Raw genomic sequence first — 19,569 nt, 5'->3', positions numbered from 1 at the left:
CCAATGCTAAATAAAGATCTAGAAGTTACCTTAAACGCCGCTTTTCGCGAGGCGCGCACGCGTCGCCATGAATTCATGACAGTTGAACATTTGTTATTGGCGCTAATTGATAACCCATCGGCAGGAGAGGCGTTAGGCGCCTGTGGGGTGGATATAGAAAATCTAAAACGGGAATTGTCAGAATTCATTGACGAAACAACGCCTGTTATTCCCGATTTAGAAGAAGACAGAGAAACGCAGCCAACGTTGGGCTTTCAGCGCGTATTACAGCGTGCAGTATTTCACGTACAATCATCAGGGCGTAGTGAAGTTACCGGTGTTAACGTGTTGGTAGCGATTTTCTCAGAGCAAGAAAGCCAAGCGGTTTATTTGTTGAAAAAGAGCGATATTAGCCGCCTCGATATTGTTAATTTTATTTCTCATGGTATTTCAAAAGTTGATGAGGAATCTGATCACGATGATCATGAAGACATTCATGACGATTCGAGTGACGTACAAAACGAAGAAAAAACTAAGTTGGAGAACTTTACAACCAACCTCAATACGTTAGCGCAAGCAGGACAGGTGGATCCGCTCGTAGGACGTGATGATGAAGTTGAGCGTACGGTTCAAGTTTTATGTCGTCGTAAGAAAAACAACCCTTTACTTGTTGGTGAAGCAGGGGTGGGTAAAACAGCTATTGCTGAGGGACTTGCATATCGCATTATCAACAAGCAAGTACCTGAAGTTATCGAAGATGCAGTGGTTTATTCGCTAGACATGGGGGCTTTGCTTGCGGGGACTAAATACCGAGGTGATTTTGAGAAACGTTTCAAAGCATTGCTAAAGGAGCTGCAGTCAAAACCACAAGCAATATTATTCATTGACGAAATACACACCATCATAGGTGCAGGTGCTGCGTCGGGTGGCGTGATGGATGCATCAAACTTGATAAAACCATTGCTATCTAGCGGTCAACTCCGTTGTATGGGCTCAACCACATATACTGAGTTTAAGAATATTTTTGAAAAGGACCGAGCGCTAGTTCGTCGATTCCAAAAAATTGACGTGGTGGAACCGAGTGTGGCTGATACCACCAAAATCTTATATGGACTAAAAGAGCGTTATGAAGAGCATCATGGTATTCGTTATACGCAAAAGGCATTGCGAGCTGCAGCTGAGCTAAGTGCCAAGTATATTAATGAGCGTCATTTGCCAGATAAAGCAATTGATGTGATTGATGAAGCGGGTGCTAATCAGCGCTTGCAACCAGCATCAAGACGTAAAAAAACAATCGGTGTTTCAGATATTGAGATGATCGTATCAAAAATTGCGAGAATTCCTCAACAAAGCGTTTCTAATAGTGATAAAGAGACCTTGAAGAACTTAGATCGTAATTTGAAAATGTTGGTGTTTGGTCAAGACCAATCTATCGATGCTTTAACGTCAGCAATACGTCTGTCTCGATCAGGGCTTGCTAATGAAGATAAACCGATCGGCTCATTTCTGTTTGCAGGACCTACCGGGGTAGGTAAAACAGAGGTAACTAAGCAGTTAGCTAAGTGTATGGGTGTGGAGTTTATTCGCTTTGATATGTCTGAATACTCAGAGCGTCATGCAATTAGCAGATTAATTGGTGCGCCTCCAGGTTACGTAGGATTTGAACAAGGTGGACTGCTGACTGATGCGGTAATAAAACACCCCCATGCAGTGGTGCTTTTAGATGAAATTGAGAAAGCACACCCAGATATTTACAATATCTTACTGCAAGTTATGGATCACGGTACATTAACTGACAATAACGGTCGCAAAGCGGATTTTCGCAATGTAGTTGTAGTTATGACCACTAATGCGGGTGTGCAGGAAACCGTGCGTAAATCTATTGGTTTCCAAGAGCAAGATCACTCACACGATGCAATGGTTGAGATCAATAAGGTGTTTACGCCTGAGTTTAGAAACCGACTAGATAACATCATTTGGTTTAATCACCTTGAAAAAGAAGTTATTTTGCAAGTTGTTGATAAGTTTGTAGTGGAACTACAAGCACAACTGGATAAAAAGTCAGTTAACTTGGAACTTACTTCCGCAGCGCGTGAATGGCTTGGTGACCTTGGTTATGATAAAGCTATGGGGGCAAGACCGATGGCAAGAGTTATCCAAGACAAGCTTAAAAAGCCACTGGCGAACGAGATCCTGTTTGGTAAGCTAAGCGAGGGTGGTAGTGTTAAAATTGGCGTTAAGGCTGGAGAGCTGGACTTTAGATATGAGTCTAATCTTGTATCGGCATAGCATCAGAGCTTTACACGTCAAAAAGCCTAGCATTTGCTAGGCTTTTTGTTATATATCGAATACTCACCGATAGTAACAACGACTTATCATTTAAATAAAATAGCTAAACGCAAGTGAAGTCTACAACCTAAGATTGTACTAATTAACGGCAGGTTTCTACACGGTTCGATTAACGAGCGCGGAAGACAATGCGTCCCTTGGTCAAGTCGTACGGTGTCATTTCGACCGTCACTTTGTCACCAGTAAGAATACGGATATAGTTTTTGCGCATTTTACCTGAAATATGAGCAACCACCACGTGGCCATTTTCTAGCTCAACGCGGAACATTGTATTTGGTAAAGTATCAAGGACTGTGCCTTGCATTTCAATTACGTCTTCTTTCGCCATGTGTAGCGTAACACCTCTTTGAATAATTAAACGCTGGAGATTTTGCCCAAAAGCTGGCAATAAGTAAAGGTAAGGGTCAAAAATTTGTTATTTAAATAGCCAATTTAAGTTCATTTTTACTTACACAGTACATATTGTCCACGTTATTGAGGCGGATCTTGCTCAATCCAAACATCGTTTACAAATCTTTGAGCAGGTAAAAATTGTGACTTATAACGCATTTTTTTGCAGCTATCGATTTGATAGCCTAAATAAACAAATTCTTTGTCTAATTTTTTCGCGTGTTCAATCTGTGCCATTATCATAACATTTCCAAGGCTGTAACTGTCATACTCAGGGTCAAAAAATGTATAGATAGCTGACAAAGCATTTGGCATAGTATCAGTCACGGCAACGGCAATGAGTTTGTCATTATGCCAAAGCTCAATAAAAGAGATAGGTAGCCACTGACAAAACAGAAAGCTTTCATATTGCAGTTTGTTCGGCGGATACATACTGCCATCGTAATGTCGAAGTGAAATGTACTTTTCATACAGAGGATAATATTCCTCCCTCTCTTTATGACTGACTGTAAAAGAGAACTCTTGCGTTATTTTTTTTAACTTACGCTTTTGAGACTTTGAGGGGGTGAAGAGTTTTGTCGGAATACGAATAGACTGACACGCACTACATTTTGGACAGTGAGGGCGGTAAATTTGATCACCACTGCGCCGAAACCCCAATTCCAACAGTGCTTCAAAGCGCTCTGGCGTGTAACAGTTCGGATCCAGAATCACTAATAACTGCTCGTTTTGCTGCGGCAGATAACTGCAACTAAACTGCTGACTCAGACCAATTTTAGAAGGAAAGTGTTCAGTCATAAATGTCATCCAATGTTTGAGCAAGCCACATTGTTTTTGGCACGTTAAATTGTGCCGCTACATTAAGTCTAGTCAAGAATTCATCTCGAGATATAACTTTTGCACCTAGACTTGTTAGATAAGGGTTTTCTAGCTGACAGTCAATGAAATGGGCATTATGCCTTCTCAGCCAATTAGTCAATGCCCACATGGCCAACTTCGATGCATTAGGCTGATAAAAAAACATTGATTCGCCACAAAACACACCAGATTGCATTACGCCATATAGACCTCCGATAAGGCGATCGTTTTGCCACAGCTCTAGACTATGTGTTAAACCCTTTTCGTGTGCATTCTGGTAGGCTAGTAACATATCACTGTTTATCCATGTTCCCTCTTTATTAATACGTTGCATCCTACAAGCATTGATAACGTCATTAAACGCAGTATTGACTGTGACGGTTGGGTTCAGTTGTCGCAGTGCCTTTTTTAAGGACCGACTGACATGAAATTCGTCAAGTTCAAGAATCCCCCGATTGCTAGGTGACCACCACATGATGGGCTCGTTCTCATTGAACCAAGGAAATATACCATTGGCGTAGGCAACTTTTAAACGTGCAACACTTAAACAGCCACCAATAGCTAGCAGGCCATCAGGGTCTTTTAAAGCATATTTACATGGTGGAAAAAAAGTATCGTGCAGATTGAGGTGGAATAATTGCTGTGTCATATAAAGACGTTATGGCTTCTGATATAGCTAAAATAGCGCAAAACTGTGATAAATAAAATGGGAGCATTTGCTCCCATTTCAAGATTTATTTTAAGTTATCTAAGTAACGCTCTGCATCTAAAGCCGCCATACAGCCTGTGCCAGCAGAAGTGATTGCTTGACGATAGATGTGATCTGACACATCACCTGCTGCGAATACACCTTCAACGCTGGTCTGTGTAGCATTGCCGTGCAGCCCTGATTGTACAACAAGGTAGCCATCTTTCATTTCAAGTTGCCCTGCGAACATATCTGTATTTGGCTTGTGGCCGATAGCGATGAACACACCAGCCAAATCTAGCTGTTCAGTGTTTTCAGAATCCGTATCTTTAATTCGAATTCCTGTTACGCCCATATCATCACCTAACACTTCATCTAAAGTGCGATTCAAATGTAGAACGACGTTACCATTTTTCGCTTTTTCAAGTAGACGATCTGAAAGGATCTTCTCACTTCTAAATGTATCACGACGGTGAATCACGTGAACTTCTTCAGCGATATTAGACAAATATAAGGCTTCCTCAACGGCGGTATTACCACCACCAACAACAGCTACTTTTTGGCCTCGGTAGAAGAAACCATCACATGTAGCACAAGCTGACACACCACGCCCTTGGAACGCTGTTTCAGATTCCATACCAAGGTATTTAGCCGATGCACCAGTGGCGATAATAAGTGCGTCGCACGTATAAGTACCTTGATCACCTGTTAATGTGAAAGGGCGCTTAGTCACATCTACTTTATTAATATGGTCAAAAATAATTTCCGTTTCGAATCTTTCTGCATGTTCTTTCATGCGATCCATAAGCGCAGGACCTGTTAAACCGTGGGCATCACCAGGCCAGTTCTCAACTTCAGTTGTAGTGGTTAATTGTCCACCTTGTTGCATACCAGTGATCAATACTGGATTTAAGTTTGCACGTGCAGCATAGACTGCAGCAGTGTAGCCAGCGGGGCCTGAGCCTAAAATAAGCAGTTTGCAGTGTTTAACATCACTCATGGGTCATTCCTAAAATTAACATACCGAGAATTAATGAGGTCGATTCTATGTAATTCAACCTAGATGTAAAATAAAACCGTAATTTCATTTTTCTCTAAATCGTACAGTTGTCAAAAATACTGTACTTGATGGATATTTAAGCCATCAGAGGCAAAACTAACGCTATTCGATGATCAAATTGTTTTTTTTTGGTATGTTCTTAGTAATTTTGTTTCGTTATTCTCTAGAGAATAGCCCCTAACGAATAGGTATTTATGGCATTTTGGCAGGATACACCTGGATTTGCATTGACAGCTGATAAAATCCAAATTTTAACGGATGCAAAGCAGTATCATGATGAATTACTCGACTTGATACGTGGTGCAGAGGAAAGGATCTACATCACCGCATTGTACTTACAAGACGATGAAGCAGGCCGTGAGATTTTAGAAGCTTTGCATAAGAAGTCGCTTGAAAATCCAGCGCTTGAAATTAACGTGTTGGTCGACTTCCATCGAGCACAACGTGGCTTAATTGGCGAGGAAAGATCTGAAGGAAATGCGAAACTATATTGCGACAAACTGGCTCAGACACATAGTAATGTAAAAGTGTATGGTGTGCCGGTAAAAGCAAAAGAGCTATTTGGTGTGTTACACCTCAAAGGTTTCGTCATTGACAATACGGTATTGTACAGTGGAGCAAGCTTAAATAATGTGTATTTACATTATGATGATAAGTATAGATTAGATAGATACTTTGTAATTAAACAGCCTTTACTTGCGAATAGCTTTTGCCACTTTATTGAAACGCACCTTCTGAGTTCTGAAGCGGTGGCTCGTTTAGATACTAGACCACTACCGAAGTTAGCGGATATAAAGTTGGCACAAAAGCAGCTTATGCGTGACCTTAAGAAGGCAAAATATACGTTTGAAGGTGCAGACTGCAATGCAGGGCTTAATGTTCGCGCTTTTCTAGGCTTTGGTCGGCGTACAAATAAACTAAACAGATTAATCAAGAGCTTATTTGATACTACAGAGCACGAGTTGGTGTTATACACACCGTACTTTAACTTTCCTGCACCGTTACTACGCTCATTGCGCCGTTTACTGAAACAAGGGCAACAGGTCAGCATTGTTGTAGGTGACAAAACAGCTAATGACTTCTATATATGTCCAAGTCAGCCATTTAGCCGTATTGGTGCGCTGCCATATCTGTATGAAACCATATTGAGAAAGTTCTTAAAGTCTCAACATCGTTTTATTAAGTCCGGTCAGCTAAAAGTATATTTGTGGAAAGAAGGGAACAATTCATTTCACCTAAAAGGTATATGCAAAGATAACCACACGCATTTGCTGAGCGGGCATAACCTTAATCCAAGAGCTTGGGGTTTGGACATTGAAAATGGCATTCTGATCGAAGATCCAGACCATCAGATCCAAGCAGATATAGAAAAAGAAAAGCAGGCTATTTTGGCAAACTGTCGACTGTTAAGCGGGCCAGAAGATGTAGAAACATTGGATGACTACCCATTACCAGTTAGAAAACTATTAGGCCAAGCCAAACGGGTAAAGGTTGATTTTATTATCAAGCGTTTTATTTAGGTTATAGATAGTTAACCTACCATTTCGACATAAAAAGCCCAGCACAGGTGCTGGGTTTTTTATCATCATTTAATAGTCTAAGCTTTTGCTTTATAAGCCTCGTTGTGTACGCTAGCCGCGCGACCAGAAGGGTCTGCATTGTTTTGGAACGACTCATCCCAAGCCAGCGCTTCGGGCGTCGAACACGCCACAGATTTGCCATGAGGTACACAGTGGGCAGCTGCATCACTTGGGAAGTGCTCTGTAAAGATCAGGCGGTAAAAATAGGCTTCTTTACTGTCAGGTGTATTTATAGGGAAGCGATATTTAGCATTTTCCAGATCTTGATCGGAAACCTGTTCTTCAACATGTGCTTTGAGTGAATCGATCCAGCTGTAACCAACGCCATCAGAGAATTGCTCTTTTTGTCGCCAAAGTACTTCATCAGGTAAATAGCCATCGAACGCTTCGCGTAAAATATGTTTCTCGATTCGCCCATTTTTACACATTTTGTATTCGGGGTTGGTTCGCATTGCAACGTCCACAAACTCCTTGTCTAAAAATGGCACTCGCGCCTCTACACCCCAAGCCGCCATTGACTTGTTTGCGCGTAGGCAATCAAACATGTGTAGCTTGGAAACTTTTCTGTTGAGCTCTTCGTGAAATTCTTGTGCGTTTGGCGCTTTATGGAAGTATAAGTAGCCGCCAAATAACTCATCGGCACCTTCACCAGAGAGCACCATTTTAATGCCCATCGCTTTAATTTGACGCGACATTAGATACATTGGCGTTGATGCGCGAATGGTTGTTACATCATAGGTTTCGAGGTGGTAAACAACTTCTTTAAGTGCATCAATGCCTTGCTGTACTGTAAAGTGAATAGGGTGGTGAACCGTACCAATTGCATCGGCAACTTTTTGGGCCGCCGCTAAATCAGGTGAGCCTTCCAAGCCAATAGAGAAAGAGTGCAGTTTTGGCCACCAAGCATCTGAGGCATCATTGTCTTCGATACGTTTTGCTGCAAACTTTTGTGTAATAGCAGATATCACGGACGAATCTAAACCACCTGACAGTAGTACACCATATGGTACATCACACATCAGTTGGCGTTTAACGGCAGCTTCAAGTGCATTTTTGACATCAGTCGCGCTGGCATCGTTATCTTTCACCGTATCAAACTGTTGCCAGTCACGTTTGTAGTAAGGGCGCAGTTCACCATCTGTTGAATATAGGTAGTGACCAGGAGGAAACTCCTCGATTTGTGTACAAATCGGAGTTAAAGCCTTCATTTCACTCGCAACATAGAAGTTCCCATGTTGGTCTCGGCCAGTATACAAAGGAATAATACCAATGTGATCTCGGCCAATTAGATAGGCATCTTTTTCTTCGTCGTATAAACAAAAAGCAAAAATGCCATTGAGGTCATCTAAAAACTCAGGCCCTTTTTGCTTGTAAAGCGCCAAAATAACTTCACAGTCAGATTCTGTTTGAAATTCAAATTCAATCTCTAAGTTCTTGGCCAGCTCTTTGTGGTTATAGATCTCGCCGTTTACCGCTAAAATATGTGTTTTTTCTGGGTTATACAAAGGCTGAGCACCGCTTGAAACACCAACAATTGCAAGTCGTTCATGGACTAAGATGGCTTTATCAGATGAATACACTCCAGACCAATCTGGGCCGCGGTGGCGCAGCAGTTTTGACATTTCTATCGCTTGAGCGCGAAGCTCTGTGGGATCGGATTTAAGCTCCAATACGCCAAAAATTGAACACATAAATTACCTCATTCCTGTGTTGATTTGTTGTGGTGTTTATCGCTCACTTCTAATACACAAAAGTAAATAAGAAGCACGATATAACTTTATAGATGGGCCAAGTAATGACATAACATTTGTTTGAATCACGTCAAAGCGACAAACTTTGGGTGTTTTGCATAACTCGGCGATAGCCTTAGATGTATCAGAATTGGCACGCTAAGTCACATATAAAAATAGTTTTTCTTGGAATAATTTTGTGCAAGGTTGGTGCAACTTATAGCGCTTTTGCACTTATTTGGTGCAGGGGTGGGCTTGTCGATCCATTTCGAGAAGAATGTTGAGTGAAATACGCTCAAATTAAACGTGTTAGCTTAGTTCAATTAGGAGGAAGCGCCCCTAAATGGTGCAAAGTATTTCAAGTAGTATTGAGCGATAGATATAGTCTCACGTGAGTTGTACAACTCTACTAGCTTGTCACAGCGTAGAATTGATGAACATGGCAAATAGAATGGCAACATACAATAAAAAAACTAGGCATGTGTGGCTGTGTCGGACAGGGAGGGAGCAGTATCCCTTTGAACAGTAATAGATTTTAAAATTTAGCAATATTAATAAATATGAAATGAAAGTTTTTTTATAATATTTAGCTGTGAAACTCACTAGATTGATTAATAAAAATTATACTAAAAACTATCATTGTGTTTGCTTTGTTTTTGTTTTCTTAACAAGTGGTTTCTGCTTCGTCATAATTAACTGTTTTTACAGCTTATAAACTTTCGATATTTATCATGGTGCTTTGTTCATTATTTCATATAACGTTCCCAGTATAAAAACTCTAATATTGCAGTAATATCAGTCAGTTTTTGTGTGTTTTTTATTCCTGTTTTTCCTTAAATTAATTGGGTACACGGTTATGTGTACGATCAGTTAAATAAGGAAAATTTAAAATGATTAAAGCAAAAATCACAGTGATAGCTGCGTCGATGTTAGCAGTTTTTGCTGGAGGTGTTCAGGCTCACTCTTCAGGAGAAAGTGGGTTTGAGCAAGCATCGTTAATAAACCATGCTGACATATTTATGCCTGAGAATAATTTACATCTTAGGCATAATGCAGGTGGCGGTAACATTAGTGAAGCGGAATTCAACCGCATTATTGATGAAGTGAACATCTACTACGAGCCACTTGTAAACTCCCACGGTGCAAACCTAGTTTGGAAAAGAAACTGGAACGACGATACGGTTAATGCTTACGCAATGCAGCAAGGTAATAACTGGATCGTATCAATGTTTGGTGGTCTAGCACGAGCACCTGAAGTTACTGCTGACGGCTTCGCGTTAGTTGTTTGCCATGAATTGGGGCATCATTTAGGCGGTTTTCCATTTAAAGGAACGCGTTGGGCGTCAAGTGAAGGGCAATCTGACTACTTTGCTTCTCATTCTTGCGCGAAGAAAATCTGGAGTAATGACGACAACAGTCAATATCGATACTCTGTTCATCCAACAGCGAAAAGACAGTGCGATGCCACGTATGGTAGCTATTATGAGCAAAACCTTTGCTATCGAACATCTATGGCGGGTCTTTCATTGGCAAAGCTACTGGCAGCTGGTCGTGGCCAACACGTTAGTTTTGATGACAGAGATAGATCAGTTGTCTCTCAAACGTACGAAAACCATCCACAACCTCAGTGCCGCTTAGACACGTATGTTGAAGGCGCATTGTGTAAAATCGAGGACGATAGCTTCCTGATCCCAGGCAAAGATGCGGCTTTAGGCCGTCAATCTATTTACGCCGAGCTTGAATCTGCACGCAATCACTGTGCAAGCATCTCAAAAACACTCGATGTCCCTAACGCAAATGACGCATTCCGTCCTAAGTGTTGGTACAAACCTCGTTTAGTTGAATAACAGAATTAATCATATAAAAATTAAGGAAAAACAATGAATATTCTAAAAAATGTAGCGCTTTTGTTGAGTTTCTCTGTCGCATTCATGTTGGCAACCAGTGCAGAGGCACGCATGCCAGTACCTGAGTTTCCTGAGCCATGTATGTTAGCGGCTGAGGGGGAAATGGCAATTGATTGTGAAGGTGGCGGCGGCACAGGTACAACAGAAACGAACCGCTTTTTGGATCAAAAATATGTTGATCAGCTAAAGGCGCGTTGTAACGGCACTGAGTTATCTCAAGAAGAATGTCGCCAATACCGTGATTACGCGCGTGGAAGATGTATCAACGATACTGAGTACTACTATGCAAAAGAAAACAACTTTGCGCCGGTATGTAACCAGTTTGACCCTTCAAAATTAATTGCTGTATGTCGTTGTGGTTGTTTTGAGCTTGGTACCAAAATATCTGCGCGTTTATCTGGCACTAGCGTTACTAGTCAAGTAAACATCGAGGACTTATTCGATAACGAAAAGCAGTACGATGTATTGGCAATGGCAGATACCGCGACTATGTCAGATGTGCAATTTGACCTAGAGCAAGTTACAGATACAACAAAAGGCCCTGAAGAAAAGCCACTTGTTATCGTTAACACTGCGTCGGGCATTCGTATTGGTTTATCTGAAGAGCATGGCGTACTACTAGCATCAGGTAAAATGGATGTAGCACGCAATCTGAGTGTTGGTGACAAGTTGGTAAAAGAAGACGGTTCTATCGACGTGATCACTGCAATTGAGCAAGGTGCACAAGATCAAGTTGTTTATAACTTACTGACAGACTCAGATGATGAGCAAGGCCACTTAGTAATCGCGAATGGTTTAGTAATGGGTGACCTTTACTGGCAGAACATTCTAATGAGCGAAATGGCTAAATTCCAAGTTAGACAGTAATACACAGCAATAACTAAACCAACTGTGGGTATTACAACTATCCGCAGTTGGTTTTTTGTAGGAACTATTATGATTAAAAAAAACCATGTGGCGTTGGCTGTCTCACTTGTTATTCTAGGTTCGATCATTGCGACCACACAGTTTATTGGGACTGAAGATACAGCAGCAAAAAAAACACCAACAAATTATGCTACTACTGCCAGTGGTGAGCATAGTAACGCGGAACAAACAACGAGCCTCGCTGTCATTCACAGTAAGGAAGCATTATCAAATAGTAATACCCATGCAAGCGCGTTTGACTCATCTGTTTTGGATGCGGCGAAAAAGGATGTTACGAGTTACATCGAGTTTAATCAGTACGCTGATCGGGCACAGAGAAAAACAGCGTTATTTGAGCGGTGGGCGCTAGACTCAAAAATGCACAAATTGCAGCAAGATATTTTAGTTCAGGCTGGCCTTGCAGAGTCGGTTTTTGCCAGCAATCAGGCCCATGCGAGGCTATTGGCGATAGATTACTTAGGTTATCTATCAAAGAATGGTCAACGTGATGCTATCGAGCGTACCATTTCAGGTTTATCTAAGCGAATTAACAATGAGCAATGGAGTAAGGGGATTGAACACGACTATGTCGATCTGATGTTTAAGTATACTGACTCTCTGACACAAGATGAGCTAATGAGCAATTTTGAAGAGATCATTGCGTTTTCAGGATATTCAAAGAAAAGTCACGACTTATTTACAACTGGACTATCGCTTTCCGAAACAGTACTCTTACTGCCGGATAACAAAATGGAAGAGTTAAAAACTCGCTTAAATTTGGTCAAGGAGCAATTATGAAAAGACTGATTTTATCATCACTGGTTGTGACATCTTTATGTGGATGTGGTGGTGGTGATGATGCCGTAGCCCCCACAAATAATGATACTTCCAAACCGGATATCGTTACTCCAGATGAACCGACCCCAGCGCCTGAGCCCAACCCTGAGCCCAACCCTGAGCCAGAACCCGAACCCGATGTTATTCCACCAACCTCGGCAGACCGTCTTGTTGAACAGCAAGGGATCCTATTTCCAAAGTATCCCGTGCTAGAACAAGATAAGAACATCGTCGAAGAGGTTTCTAAAATCGTTACAGAGTCAACTTGTAATGGGTTGCCAAATAGTTGTGATCTTGTCGAGGTTGTTTTCGAGCCTAAGCCGTTTAATGCTGACAAATTTGATGAGAATCAGCGTATCTTAGTGATTGATTATGGTCTGGCCAAACAAGCTATATCAGCTTATCGCGATAGAGTGCTTGATTTAATGTCGTTTGATGCCCAGTTGAACCTTGTGCCATACAGGCCAGTATTTGAAGTGCCGAAGGATGCGCAAACCGTGTTTGAGAAAGTAAGCGGTGCTGAGCAAAGTTTATCGGCCATTAACTTTTCAATGATATCAGCAGATTTTGCCTCTAAGTTTTTGCCTCTGATCAACGAAAAAGGTGCGCCGTTCTCACTGGGAGACGGGCATGGAGCACATGTTGCTGCTTTTTTGTTTGAATACAACCCCAAAGCACAATTGTTGTTAGTAGAGGATAAGCACTGGATGACTTCAAGCGCTTGTGATGCACTTGCGAGTGATGATGAGAACTTAGTAAAACAAGAGCTGGACAATATGACCAGCAAGCAGGATAGTGCACTTGCAGGGCTACAGGAGGCTGTCAAACAACATAAGATACGCTTTATCAATGCGTCATTTGGTGTGTCCAAGCAGGTACTAGAAGAGACCGTTGCCGCTAAATGTGGCAGTGTACTGACTGAGTCGGTGATGAGCTCATTGATGGCATTGGAGCACCGTTACATTGAAAAGCTGGCAACCATGACATATATCACTGAGCAGAATGAAACACGCCAGCCATTACTCGTTCAGGCGGGTATACCTAAAGCGTCACATTCACTATCGGAGGATGATGTGAACTTTCCGATTGATTGTGACTCAGATATTAGCCCAAGGCTGAGGGTTGCAAACCCGTTAACTTCAATGAAGAGTCTAGGCATTGAGTCAGTGCCTGTTGAGGGCGTTAGTGACAACTCAAAACTCAGTATTGATGACTACAATATTTGGATGTGTAGTGATGTCTATATTCCAACAGGTGGTTACAAAGACAATGGTATAAAAAACCGCACGCGAGCGTTCCCAATGACGTTGTATGGGGTGCTTACAGCCGGGCCGATATATTCTGTTTTCCATAGTTCGTCGTTCTCAACGCCAATTGCCGTTTCAGCGCTTAATTATATTCAAACAAGAGCTGAGCAGCCTATGTCAGCACAGCAGCTCATCGAGGCATTTGTAGGCTATGAGAAGAAGATCCTTGACCCACTACAACATGACTTATTTAACGTTTACAAAACTCAGGTAAGCAATTAATGTCAATCTACTGCTCAGCTTTGTTAAAAGCTGAGCATTTTAGCTTAGTGCGTTGTTCCAGCTGCCACTTTAATGTCTTGTTTGTCTTGTATTGCACAGGTAATAATCACTCTTAATGCACTCACCACGGTCTCTAAACTCATACTTGCTGAGCCTTGATGATTAACAGCCTGTGAGGGGAGGTATGGAATATGAATAAACCCACCTTTTACATGGGTATCATGTTGATTTATCAAATGCATTAAGCCATACATAACATGATTACAGACATAAGTCCCTGCTGTATTCGAGATGGCTGCTGGGATTTCAGCTTGTTGTAAAGCTAGTAGCAAGCGCTTGATAGGCAAGTTAGTGAAATATGCCGCAGGGCCACCTGCAATAACTGGGGTGTCTATGGGTTGCTTGTCTGCATTGTCTGGTATGCGTGCGTCATTGACATTGATAGCCACGCGCTCTAGCGAAATTTCAGCTCTGCCACCAGCCTGACCGATACACAGCACTAACTGCGGGGCGTATTTATCGATTGCTAAATGCAGCTCTTTTAAAGAAGCACCAAATTCACATGGCAGCTCTTTGGTATGAACAATAAAACCGCCAATATGTTCTCCTTCAAGCTGTGAGACAGCCTGCCAAGAGGGGTTGATGTGCTCGCCGCCAAATGGGGCGAATCCCGTGAGTAAAATACTGGGTTTTTGTGTCCTAGTCATTGAAGATGACTCCATACATAAGCAAGATATTAATGGCTAACAAGGTTAACGCTGTGGGGATCTGTACCTTGATAACCTGATATTTGTCTTTTAAGTCTAGCAGTGCAGCGGGAACGATATTGAAGTTTGCAGCCATTGGTGTCATCAATGTACCGCAGTACCCTGAATACATTCCGATAGCGACAAGGGGAGCTGGTGAAGCACCATGCCCTTGAATCAAAAATGGTACCGCTATTCCTGCGGTCATTACCGGAAAAGCAGCAAAAGCGTTGCCCATTATCATCGTAAATAGAGCCATGCCCGTGCAATACAAAACAACCAACATAAAGCGATTGTCGGGTGAAATGAATAGAGTAACTAAATCCTGAATGGCGGTACCAGTTTGGGCGACAATAAATACGCCGCCAAGCATGGCTAACATTTGTGGCAAAATTGCCGCCCAGCCAATAGAGTCAACGAGCCTGCGTGACTCACCCAGCGCGAGTAATGGCGAGCCTGAAGTGAGCTTCCAACCCGCTAATAACGCCACGCCACACGCTAAAGTCAATGCCGCTAAGGTGACATGTTTTTGATCGAAGAGGTAGATATTGGCAATGTTTATATCGCTTAGTAGTAGTGTACAGACAACGGTTACAACAGGGATCATAACAGCTGGAATAAATAAATGATTACCGATACGCTGCGCTCTGGAATTTAGTTCTTGTTCTGATGGGACATCGTAACTGCCCATAGAAACTTTACCCAAGCCCGCCAGTAACGCGATGCACAATACGCTAATGCCCACCCATTGGTAGGTTAGCGACTCACCAAGCAGTTCAATTGATAAGTCACCAAATAGAAATACGCTACCAAACAAAAACCAAAATAGGGCGGTGGTTAACCTTTTCGGGTGGCCTTTATCTTGTAGGGTTTTAACGACTAAAAACATCACCACAAAACCAATCAGCAAGTAAATGTTATTGATAGAGAGGATGGAATGAGTTTCAACTGTAACAGTAATTGGCGCGCTCATGATAGCTCCTCGCTCATCTCAACGGTGGAGCAGTGATTAAACTCGTTCATTAGGTGATGAATTTTAGCTTCTAAACGTGCCAGTCTAAATAGGTGTACAATCAGAGCGGCTATCGCGGTAGGAATGGCCCAAAGGCCAATATGTAACGGTTCAATGCCAGCGATACCATTTTCCTTAAGAAACGCGTCCATAAGCAGCACCGCGCCGAATGCTATGAAAATATCTTCGCCAAAAAAAACAGCAATGTTGTCACAGGCTGCTGCATGAGCGCTGATTAAGTCCTGAATATGTTTTGGGAGTGTACCGTGCATATTGGCTGCAGCTCCCAGTGCCATAGGCGCGAGTAAGGGTCTAACGGTCTGAGGCTGTCCTGCAAGGCTAAGTAGTCCAAGGGCAGCAGAGCATTCCCTAACAATAAAGTAAACACTTAAAATACGTGACGTGGTGACAGATTTTATGCTGGCAACCCAAGATTTTGCTCTTTGTTGTAAACCGTAACGTTCAAGTAAGGCGATAACCGGTAATATCAATAAAAAGCTTGCCAACTGGCGTGAGTTCATAAACTTTTCACCAAAGGTTTCTAGCAAAGAGATAAAGTCGATATTTACAGCCCAGCCTGTCGCCAATCCAGCAACACAGACAACGAGTAAAGGATTAAAACGAAGTGCAAATCCAAACACAACAATAACGATGCCTAACAAAGGCAAAAGGTTTAACTCAGACATAAAATTACTCTAGTTATTATTATTTTTTGCCAATGAAAACTGCGCTAAATGTGCACTCAACTTGTCACTGGCTTTTCGAGCATCCTCTAACGTACAGGGAATAAACTGACACTTTTGATTTGCCCCAAATTGACTGAACAGTCGCAAGTCAGCGTCGATTACGCTTGCGATAATCGGATAGCCCCCTGTGGTTTGGCAATCATTCAGCAATACGATTGGCTCACCACTGGGTGGCAGCTGTACGACGCCTGGATGAACAGCCTGTGTCGAAATAGAGACATTGTGAGATAACAAATCATCGCCGGTCAATCGGCTACCCATGCGATTACTTAACTCACTGACGCGCCATGGTTGCTCAATTAAGCGCTCAAAGGTGTTGTCAGGTAGCTTATCACAATGCGGCCCTTTAAGTACTCGTACCTGCTGTGAGTAAGGAGGCTGCTTCACCCCGATCGTGTTAAGTTTAACGGATGATGGATAGTAGTTGAGCGTGTCGCCGGCATTTAATGCTCTGCCTTGAAAACCACCAAAATGAGATTGAAGATCAGTAGCGCATGAGTCCATCACTGGAGTGAGTTCAAATCCCCCTTCGACGGACAGATATGCGCGCTGGGCATGTGCACTGGTACCAAAAGTCAGTATGTCACCGGCGCTGGCATAATAACGCCAACCCGGGTAAATCGCTTGGTCGTTTAATTTAGCGTTGAGACAACCACCGGTGAGTGCAAAATTACAGGCTGAGGTAAACTCAAATTCAGCGAGGCCGATGGTGATTTCAATCACTGCCTTATGGACGGGATTGTCTAACAATGAGTTTGCCAAACATACCGCAAAAGGGTCTAATGCTCCGCTGCGGCAAACGCCATAATGGCGATATCCAAAACGGCCAATATCCTGAATGCTTGCCATTACACCACTTTTATTGACTTTTAGCATACGCCCTCCTTAAGCGGCACAAATTTTATTTTATCGCCTGGTGCAAAAAGGCTGGGTGGATTATTGCTTGGATTAAATAGAGTGTGCTGACAGCGGCCTAATAAATGCCATCCACCAGGTGACTGATTTGGATAAATGGCACTAAGTTCCTCAGCGATAGCCACTGACCCTTTTGGCACTTGTTTTCTTGGTGTTGTTTTGCGAGGCAGCTGCAATTCGCATGGCACTTTACCTAGATAAGCAAACCCAGGTAAAAATCCCAAAAACTCTACTTGATATGTTTGTGAACAATGTAGCTGAACAACTTGGCGTTCTGTTAAGCTAGCCCGCTTAGCTACCTCAGCTAAGTCGGGACCAAATTCCCCGCCATAAATTGTTTCGATAACGTGTGTCTTAGCTTCAAAAGCGAAGTCGTCACACTCACGCCACAGCAACATGATGTGTTTGAGCCAATATTGGTAGTCATTTGGATTAGCTAAATACGCTGTGACAGAAGATTTAGCCGGGACAATATCGATAAAAGCGTTACTATCTTGTAATGTTGCACACAGTGCAAACAGTTTACGCTGTTGGGCGTGTGTTGGGGTGTTTACATTTAAGGAAAGAACTAAGGCATTCTCTCCGAGTAGGTAACTTTGAGCATCTGACATGTTAACGGTTCTTATTAATTATCATGGCATTAGTATAGCGAATAGGTGGGGCAGCTGCGCAACTGTTATATAACAGTAATAAAAAAAGCCATGCTAGGCATGGCTAAGGTTAGGAGTAATGTTAACCTATTGATTGCTTAGGAGCCATTCACTGAGTAGGCGTACACCGTAACCAGTGCCACCTGTCGGTACTTCACCAGCAGCGACGCTAGACAATTCATTACCTGCCATATCAATGTGTACCCAACGTGTATCACCTGCAAAATGCTGTAAGAATGATGCGGCCGTCGTTGCACCTGGTCCACCTGAGCCTAAGTTAGTTAAATCAGCGATATCAGACTTGAGCATGTCTTTGTAGCCAAGCGGTAGACGCCAAACTTGTTCGTTAACTTGTTTTCCCGCCATGGTTAGCTCTTTTACTAAATGCTTATCATCAGAGAAAATGGCGCTGTAGCGGTCTCCCACAGCACGAATTTTAGAACCCGTTAGTGTTGCTACGTCTATCATGATCTCTGGGTTAAAATGTTTACGTGCGTACCACATAGCATCACTGAGTACCAGTCGGCCTTCAGCGTCTGTGTTGAGAACTTCTACGTTTAAGCCTTCAGCAGTACGTAGCACATCACCTGGGGCGATGGCATTTTCTGACACCATGTTGGCTGCCATGCCCATGACGGCCACGACGTTAACTTTGGTTTTGTTCAAAGCCATGGCTTTTACCGTACCGAGCACCGCAGCAGCACCAGCCATATCACCTTTCATGAGTGCGATAGTTTTACCGGTTTTAATGCTATAACCGCCAGAATCAAAAGTGATCCCTTTACCAACTAGTGCAATAGGAGCCTCATCACTTCCTTTGTAATGGGCGACGACTAAGCGAGCACCATCTTTACTACCGCGACCTACACCTTCTAGTGCCCCCATGCCGAGCGCTTTAATTTCATTAGGTTCTAATACAGTAACTTTAACGCCGTATTGTTCGAGGGATTTGGCCGCTTGTGCGAAGTCTACAGGCGTCATTTCACTGGCAATCTCTGAGGTTAAATCTCTGGCCAGAAATACTCCTTGCTCTATATTGGCAAGTTGTTTGTAGAGTTTGCTGGTGGCATTGTCGTCTGCTACATCAAAGGTATAGCTGATGCTGGTGGTTGTTTTGGAGGCTTTGTAAGTCTCAAAGCGGTGATCGCGCAGATTCGCACCATGTGCAAACTGAGCAGCTAGTTCACTGTTGTTGGCAAGCCCTGATACTTTTTCAAAAGCCATCACAACCTTATTCGCTTTCTTTTGTGCAAGAGAAGCGTGTACATTGCCACCGAGCTTAGCCATTTTTGCTATGGTCAATTCATCGGTTTCGCCCAGACCTACCAACACAATGCGATCATAATCGCTGTCAATAGGTGCGAGTACCTCAAGGCTTTTACCATATTCAGCCGAGAAAGCAGTGGCTTTAACAGCTTTGTTAAGCTGTGTACGGGTATCTTTATCTAGAAATTTAAATTCTGTTTTAGTGTCAGTTGCTTGAAATAACACTAAGGTATCACCGTCAGTTAGCTTTGAAGTGAATTCGAATTGTGCGGCAAGTGCACTACCTGAGCTCGCAACAGCAAGTGCTACTGCGGTTATGTGAGTCATTAATTTCATCGATAAATTCTTAATAATTACTATTAGTCACTTTTTTACCGCAAAAGGCTGCAAAAAGTCATAAATTGTCGTTGAAATGCCAAAT

17 protein-coding genes are annotated in these 19,569 nt (G+C 42.6%); 6 read left to right on the top strand and 11 right to left on the bottom strand.

Annotation, left to right across the window (positions count from 1 at the left end):
- Nucleotides 1-3: 3 nt before the first annotated feature.
- Entirely contained in the window at nt 4-2,268 is a 2,265-nt protein-coding gene (gene clpA / locus BET10_RS17940) for an ATP-dependent Clp protease ATP-binding subunit ClpA (RefSeq protein ID WP_070987028.1), read from the top strand.
- 169 nt (nt 2,269-2,437) lie between these two features.
- On the opposite strand, the gene infA is transcribed toward clpA, so the two are convergent.
- The 4 genes from infA to trxB all read right to left on the bottom strand — a co-directional run bounded on the left by infA (nt 2,438) and on the right by trxB (nt 5,264).
- Nucleotides 2,438-2,656 carry a translation initiation factor IF-1 gene (gene infA, locus BET10_RS17935; protein WP_058029687.1) on the bottom strand — a complete coding sequence of 73 codons (219 nt, stop codon included), beginning with the start codon at nt 2,654-2,656 and terminating at the stop codon, nt 2,438-2,440.
- A gap of 143 nt (nt 2,657-2,799) precedes the next feature.
- A complete protein-coding gene (locus tag BET10_RS17930; RefSeq protein ID WP_070987026.1) occupies nt 2,800-3,516 on the bottom strand; it encodes an arginyltransferase in 717 nt (238 codons plus the stop codon).
- Complete coding sequence (aat, locus tag BET10_RS17925; protein WP_070987025.1) at nt 3,509-4,225, bottom strand: leucyl/phenylalanyl-tRNA--protein transferase; 717 nt, start codon at nt 4,223-4,225, stop codon at nt 3,509-3,511. Before aat ends, BET10_RS17930 begins: the two co-directional genes overlap by 8 nt.
- A gap of 85 nt (nt 4,226-4,310) precedes the next feature.
- On the bottom strand, nt 4,311-5,264 hold the full coding sequence (gene trxB, locus BET10_RS17920; RefSeq protein ID WP_070987023.1) for a thioredoxin-disulfide reductase: 954 nt from the start codon (nt 5,262-5,264) through the stop codon (nt 4,311-4,313).
- A gap of 254 nt (nt 5,265-5,518) precedes the next feature.
- Between trxB and pssA the strand changes: the two genes are divergently transcribed.
- Nucleotides 5,519-6,844, top strand: coding sequence for a CDP-diacylglycerol--serine O-phosphatidyltransferase (pssA, locus tag BET10_RS17915; RefSeq protein WP_070987021.1), 1,326 nt, complete (start codon nt 5,519-5,521; stop codon nt 6,842-6,844).
- Nucleotides 6,845-6,921: 77 nt separating this feature from the next.
- Here pssA and asnB read toward each other — a convergent pair whose 3' ends face one another.
- Nucleotides 6,922-8,595, bottom strand: coding sequence for an asparagine synthase B (asnB, locus tag BET10_RS17910; RefSeq protein WP_070987019.1), 1,674 nt, complete (start codon nt 8,593-8,595; stop codon nt 6,922-6,924).
- A 929-nt stretch (nt 8,596-9,524) separates the two neighbouring features.
- On the opposite strand from asnB, the gene BET10_RS17905 reads away from it, so the two are divergent.
- The 4 genes from BET10_RS17905 (at nt 9,525) to BET10_RS17890 (ending at nt 13,813) form a co-directional block, all read left to right on the top strand.
- Nucleotides 9,525-10,481: a M48 family metalloprotease gene (locus tag BET10_RS17905; RefSeq protein WP_070987017.1), complete on the top strand. Its 957-nt coding sequence runs from the start codon at nt 9,525-9,527 to the stop codon at nt 10,479-10,481.
- A gap of 33 nt (nt 10,482-10,514) precedes the next feature.
- Nucleotides 10,515-11,408 carry a hypothetical protein gene (locus tag BET10_RS17900; RefSeq protein WP_070987015.1) on the top strand — a complete coding sequence of 298 codons (894 nt, stop codon included), beginning with the start codon at nt 10,515-10,517 and terminating at the stop codon, nt 11,406-11,408.
- A gap of 69 nt (nt 11,409-11,477) precedes the next feature.
- Nucleotides 11,478-12,245: a hypothetical protein gene (locus tag BET10_RS17895; protein ID WP_070987013.1), complete on the top strand. Its 768-nt coding sequence runs from the start codon at nt 11,478-11,480 to the stop codon at nt 12,243-12,245.
- The gene (locus BET10_RS17890; RefSeq protein WP_070987012.1) at nt 12,242-13,813 is read left to right on the top strand and encodes a hypothetical protein; all 1,572 of its coding nucleotides are present in this window, start codon (nt 12,242-12,244) and stop codon (nt 13,811-13,813) included. Before BET10_RS17895 ends, BET10_RS17890 begins: the two co-directional genes overlap by 4 nt.
- A gap of 44 nt (nt 13,814-13,857) precedes the next feature.
- Here the strand turns inward: BET10_RS17890 and pcp are convergent, their stop codons facing one another.
- The 6 genes from pcp to BET10_RS17860 all read right to left on the bottom strand — a co-directional run bounded on the left by pcp (nt 13,858) and on the right by BET10_RS17860 (nt 19,484).
- Nucleotides 13,858-14,520 (bottom strand): pyroglutamyl-peptidase I, encoded by a 663-nt coding sequence (gene pcp / locus BET10_RS17885; protein ID WP_070987010.1) that lies wholly within the window; start codon nt 14,518-14,520, stop codon nt 13,858-13,860.
- Nucleotides 14,513-15,532 (bottom strand): DUF979 domain-containing protein, encoded by a 1,020-nt coding sequence (locus BET10_RS17880; protein WP_070987008.1) that lies wholly within the window; start codon nt 15,530-15,532, stop codon nt 14,513-14,515. The genes pcp and BET10_RS17880 overlap by 8 nt, the downstream gene beginning before the upstream one ends.
- Nucleotides 15,529-16,257 (bottom strand): DUF969 domain-containing protein, encoded by a 729-nt coding sequence (locus tag BET10_RS17875; protein WP_070987006.1) that lies wholly within the window; start codon nt 16,255-16,257, stop codon nt 15,529-15,531. Before BET10_RS17875 ends, BET10_RS17880 begins: the two co-directional genes overlap by 4 nt.
- Nucleotides 16,258-16,266: 9 nt before the next feature.
- A complete protein-coding gene (locus BET10_RS17870) occupies nt 16,267-17,193 on the bottom strand; it encodes a 5-oxoprolinase subunit C family protein (protein WP_070987005.1) in 927 nt (308 codons plus the stop codon).
- On the bottom strand, nt 17,187-17,843 hold the full coding sequence (gene pxpB, locus BET10_RS17865) for a 5-oxoprolinase subunit PxpB (protein ID WP_070987003.1): 657 nt from the start codon (nt 17,841-17,843) through the stop codon (nt 17,187-17,189). The genes BET10_RS17870 and pxpB overlap by 7 nt, the downstream gene beginning before the upstream one ends.
- Nucleotides 17,844-17,969: 126 nt before the next feature.
- A complete protein-coding gene (locus tag BET10_RS17860) occupies nt 17,970-19,484 on the bottom strand; it encodes a leucyl aminopeptidase family protein (protein ID WP_070987001.1) in 1,515 nt (504 codons plus the stop codon).
- Nucleotides 19,485-19,569: the final 85 nt, after the last annotated feature.

Source organism: Pseudoalteromonas amylolytica (assembly GCF_001854605.1).
GTDB classification, from domain to species: Bacteria; Pseudomonadota; Gammaproteobacteria; order Enterobacterales; family Alteromonadaceae; genus Pseudoalteromonas; species Pseudoalteromonas amylolytica.
This window is presented reverse-complemented; position numbering and strand designations above follow the sequence as displayed.

What these genes read in the sequence shown, in the direction of transcription:
- clpA (WP_070987028.1), top strand. Translation starts at nt 4, where the DNA reads ATGCTAAATAAAGATCTAGAAGTTACCTTAAACGCCGCTTTTCGCGAG.
- infA (WP_058029687.1), bottom strand. Translation starts at nt 2,656, where the DNA reads ATGGCGAAAGAAGACGTAATTGAAATGCAAGGCACAGTCCTTGATACT.
- BET10_RS17930 (WP_070987026.1), bottom strand. Translation starts at nt 3,516, where the DNA reads ATGACTGAACACTTTCCTTCTAAAATTGGTCTGAGTCAGCAGTTTAGT.
- aat (WP_070987025.1), bottom strand. Translation starts at nt 4,225, where the DNA reads ATGACACAGCAATTATTCCACCTCAATCTGCACGATACTTTTTTTCCA.
- trxB (WP_070987023.1), bottom strand. Translation starts at nt 5,264, where the DNA reads ATGAGTGATGTTAAACACTGCAAACTGCTTATTTTAGGCTCAGGCCCC.
- pssA (WP_070987021.1), top strand. Translation starts at nt 5,519, where the DNA reads ATGGCATTTTGGCAGGATACACCTGGATTTGCATTGACAGCTGATAAA.
- asnB (WP_070987019.1), bottom strand. Translation starts at nt 8,595, where the DNA reads ATGTGTTCAATTTTTGGCGTATTGGAGCTTAAATCCGATCCCACAGAG.
- BET10_RS17905 (WP_070987017.1), top strand. Translation starts at nt 9,525, where the DNA reads ATGATTAAAGCAAAAATCACAGTGATAGCTGCGTCGATGTTAGCAGTT.
- BET10_RS17900 (WP_070987015.1), top strand. Translation starts at nt 10,515, where the DNA reads ATGAATATTCTAAAAAATGTAGCGCTTTTGTTGAGTTTCTCTGTCGCA.
- BET10_RS17895 (WP_070987013.1), top strand. Translation starts at nt 11,478, where the DNA reads ATGATTAAAAAAAACCATGTGGCGTTGGCTGTCTCACTTGTTATTCTA.
- BET10_RS17890 (WP_070987012.1), top strand. Translation starts at nt 12,242, where the DNA reads ATGAAAAGACTGATTTTATCATCACTGGTTGTGACATCTTTATGTGGA.
- pcp (WP_070987010.1), bottom strand. Translation starts at nt 14,520, where the DNA reads ATGACTAGGACACAAAAACCCAGTATTTTACTCACGGGATTCGCCCCA.
- BET10_RS17880 (WP_070987008.1), bottom strand. Translation starts at nt 15,532, where the DNA reads ATGAGCGCGCCAATTACTGTTACAGTTGAAACTCATTCCATCCTCTCT.
- BET10_RS17875 (WP_070987006.1), bottom strand. Translation starts at nt 16,257, where the DNA reads ATGTCTGAGTTAAACCTTTTGCCTTTGTTAGGCATCGTTATTGTTGTG.
- BET10_RS17870 (WP_070987005.1), bottom strand. Translation starts at nt 17,193, where the DNA reads ATGCTAAAAGTCAATAAAAGTGGTGTAATGGCAAGCATTCAGGATATT.
- pxpB (WP_070987003.1), bottom strand. Translation starts at nt 17,843, where the DNA reads ATGTCAGATGCTCAAAGTTACCTACTCGGAGAGAATGCCTTAGTTCTT.
- BET10_RS17860 (WP_070987001.1), bottom strand. Translation starts at nt 19,484, where the DNA reads ATGAAATTAATGACTCACATAACCGCAGTAGCACTTGCTGTTGCGAGC.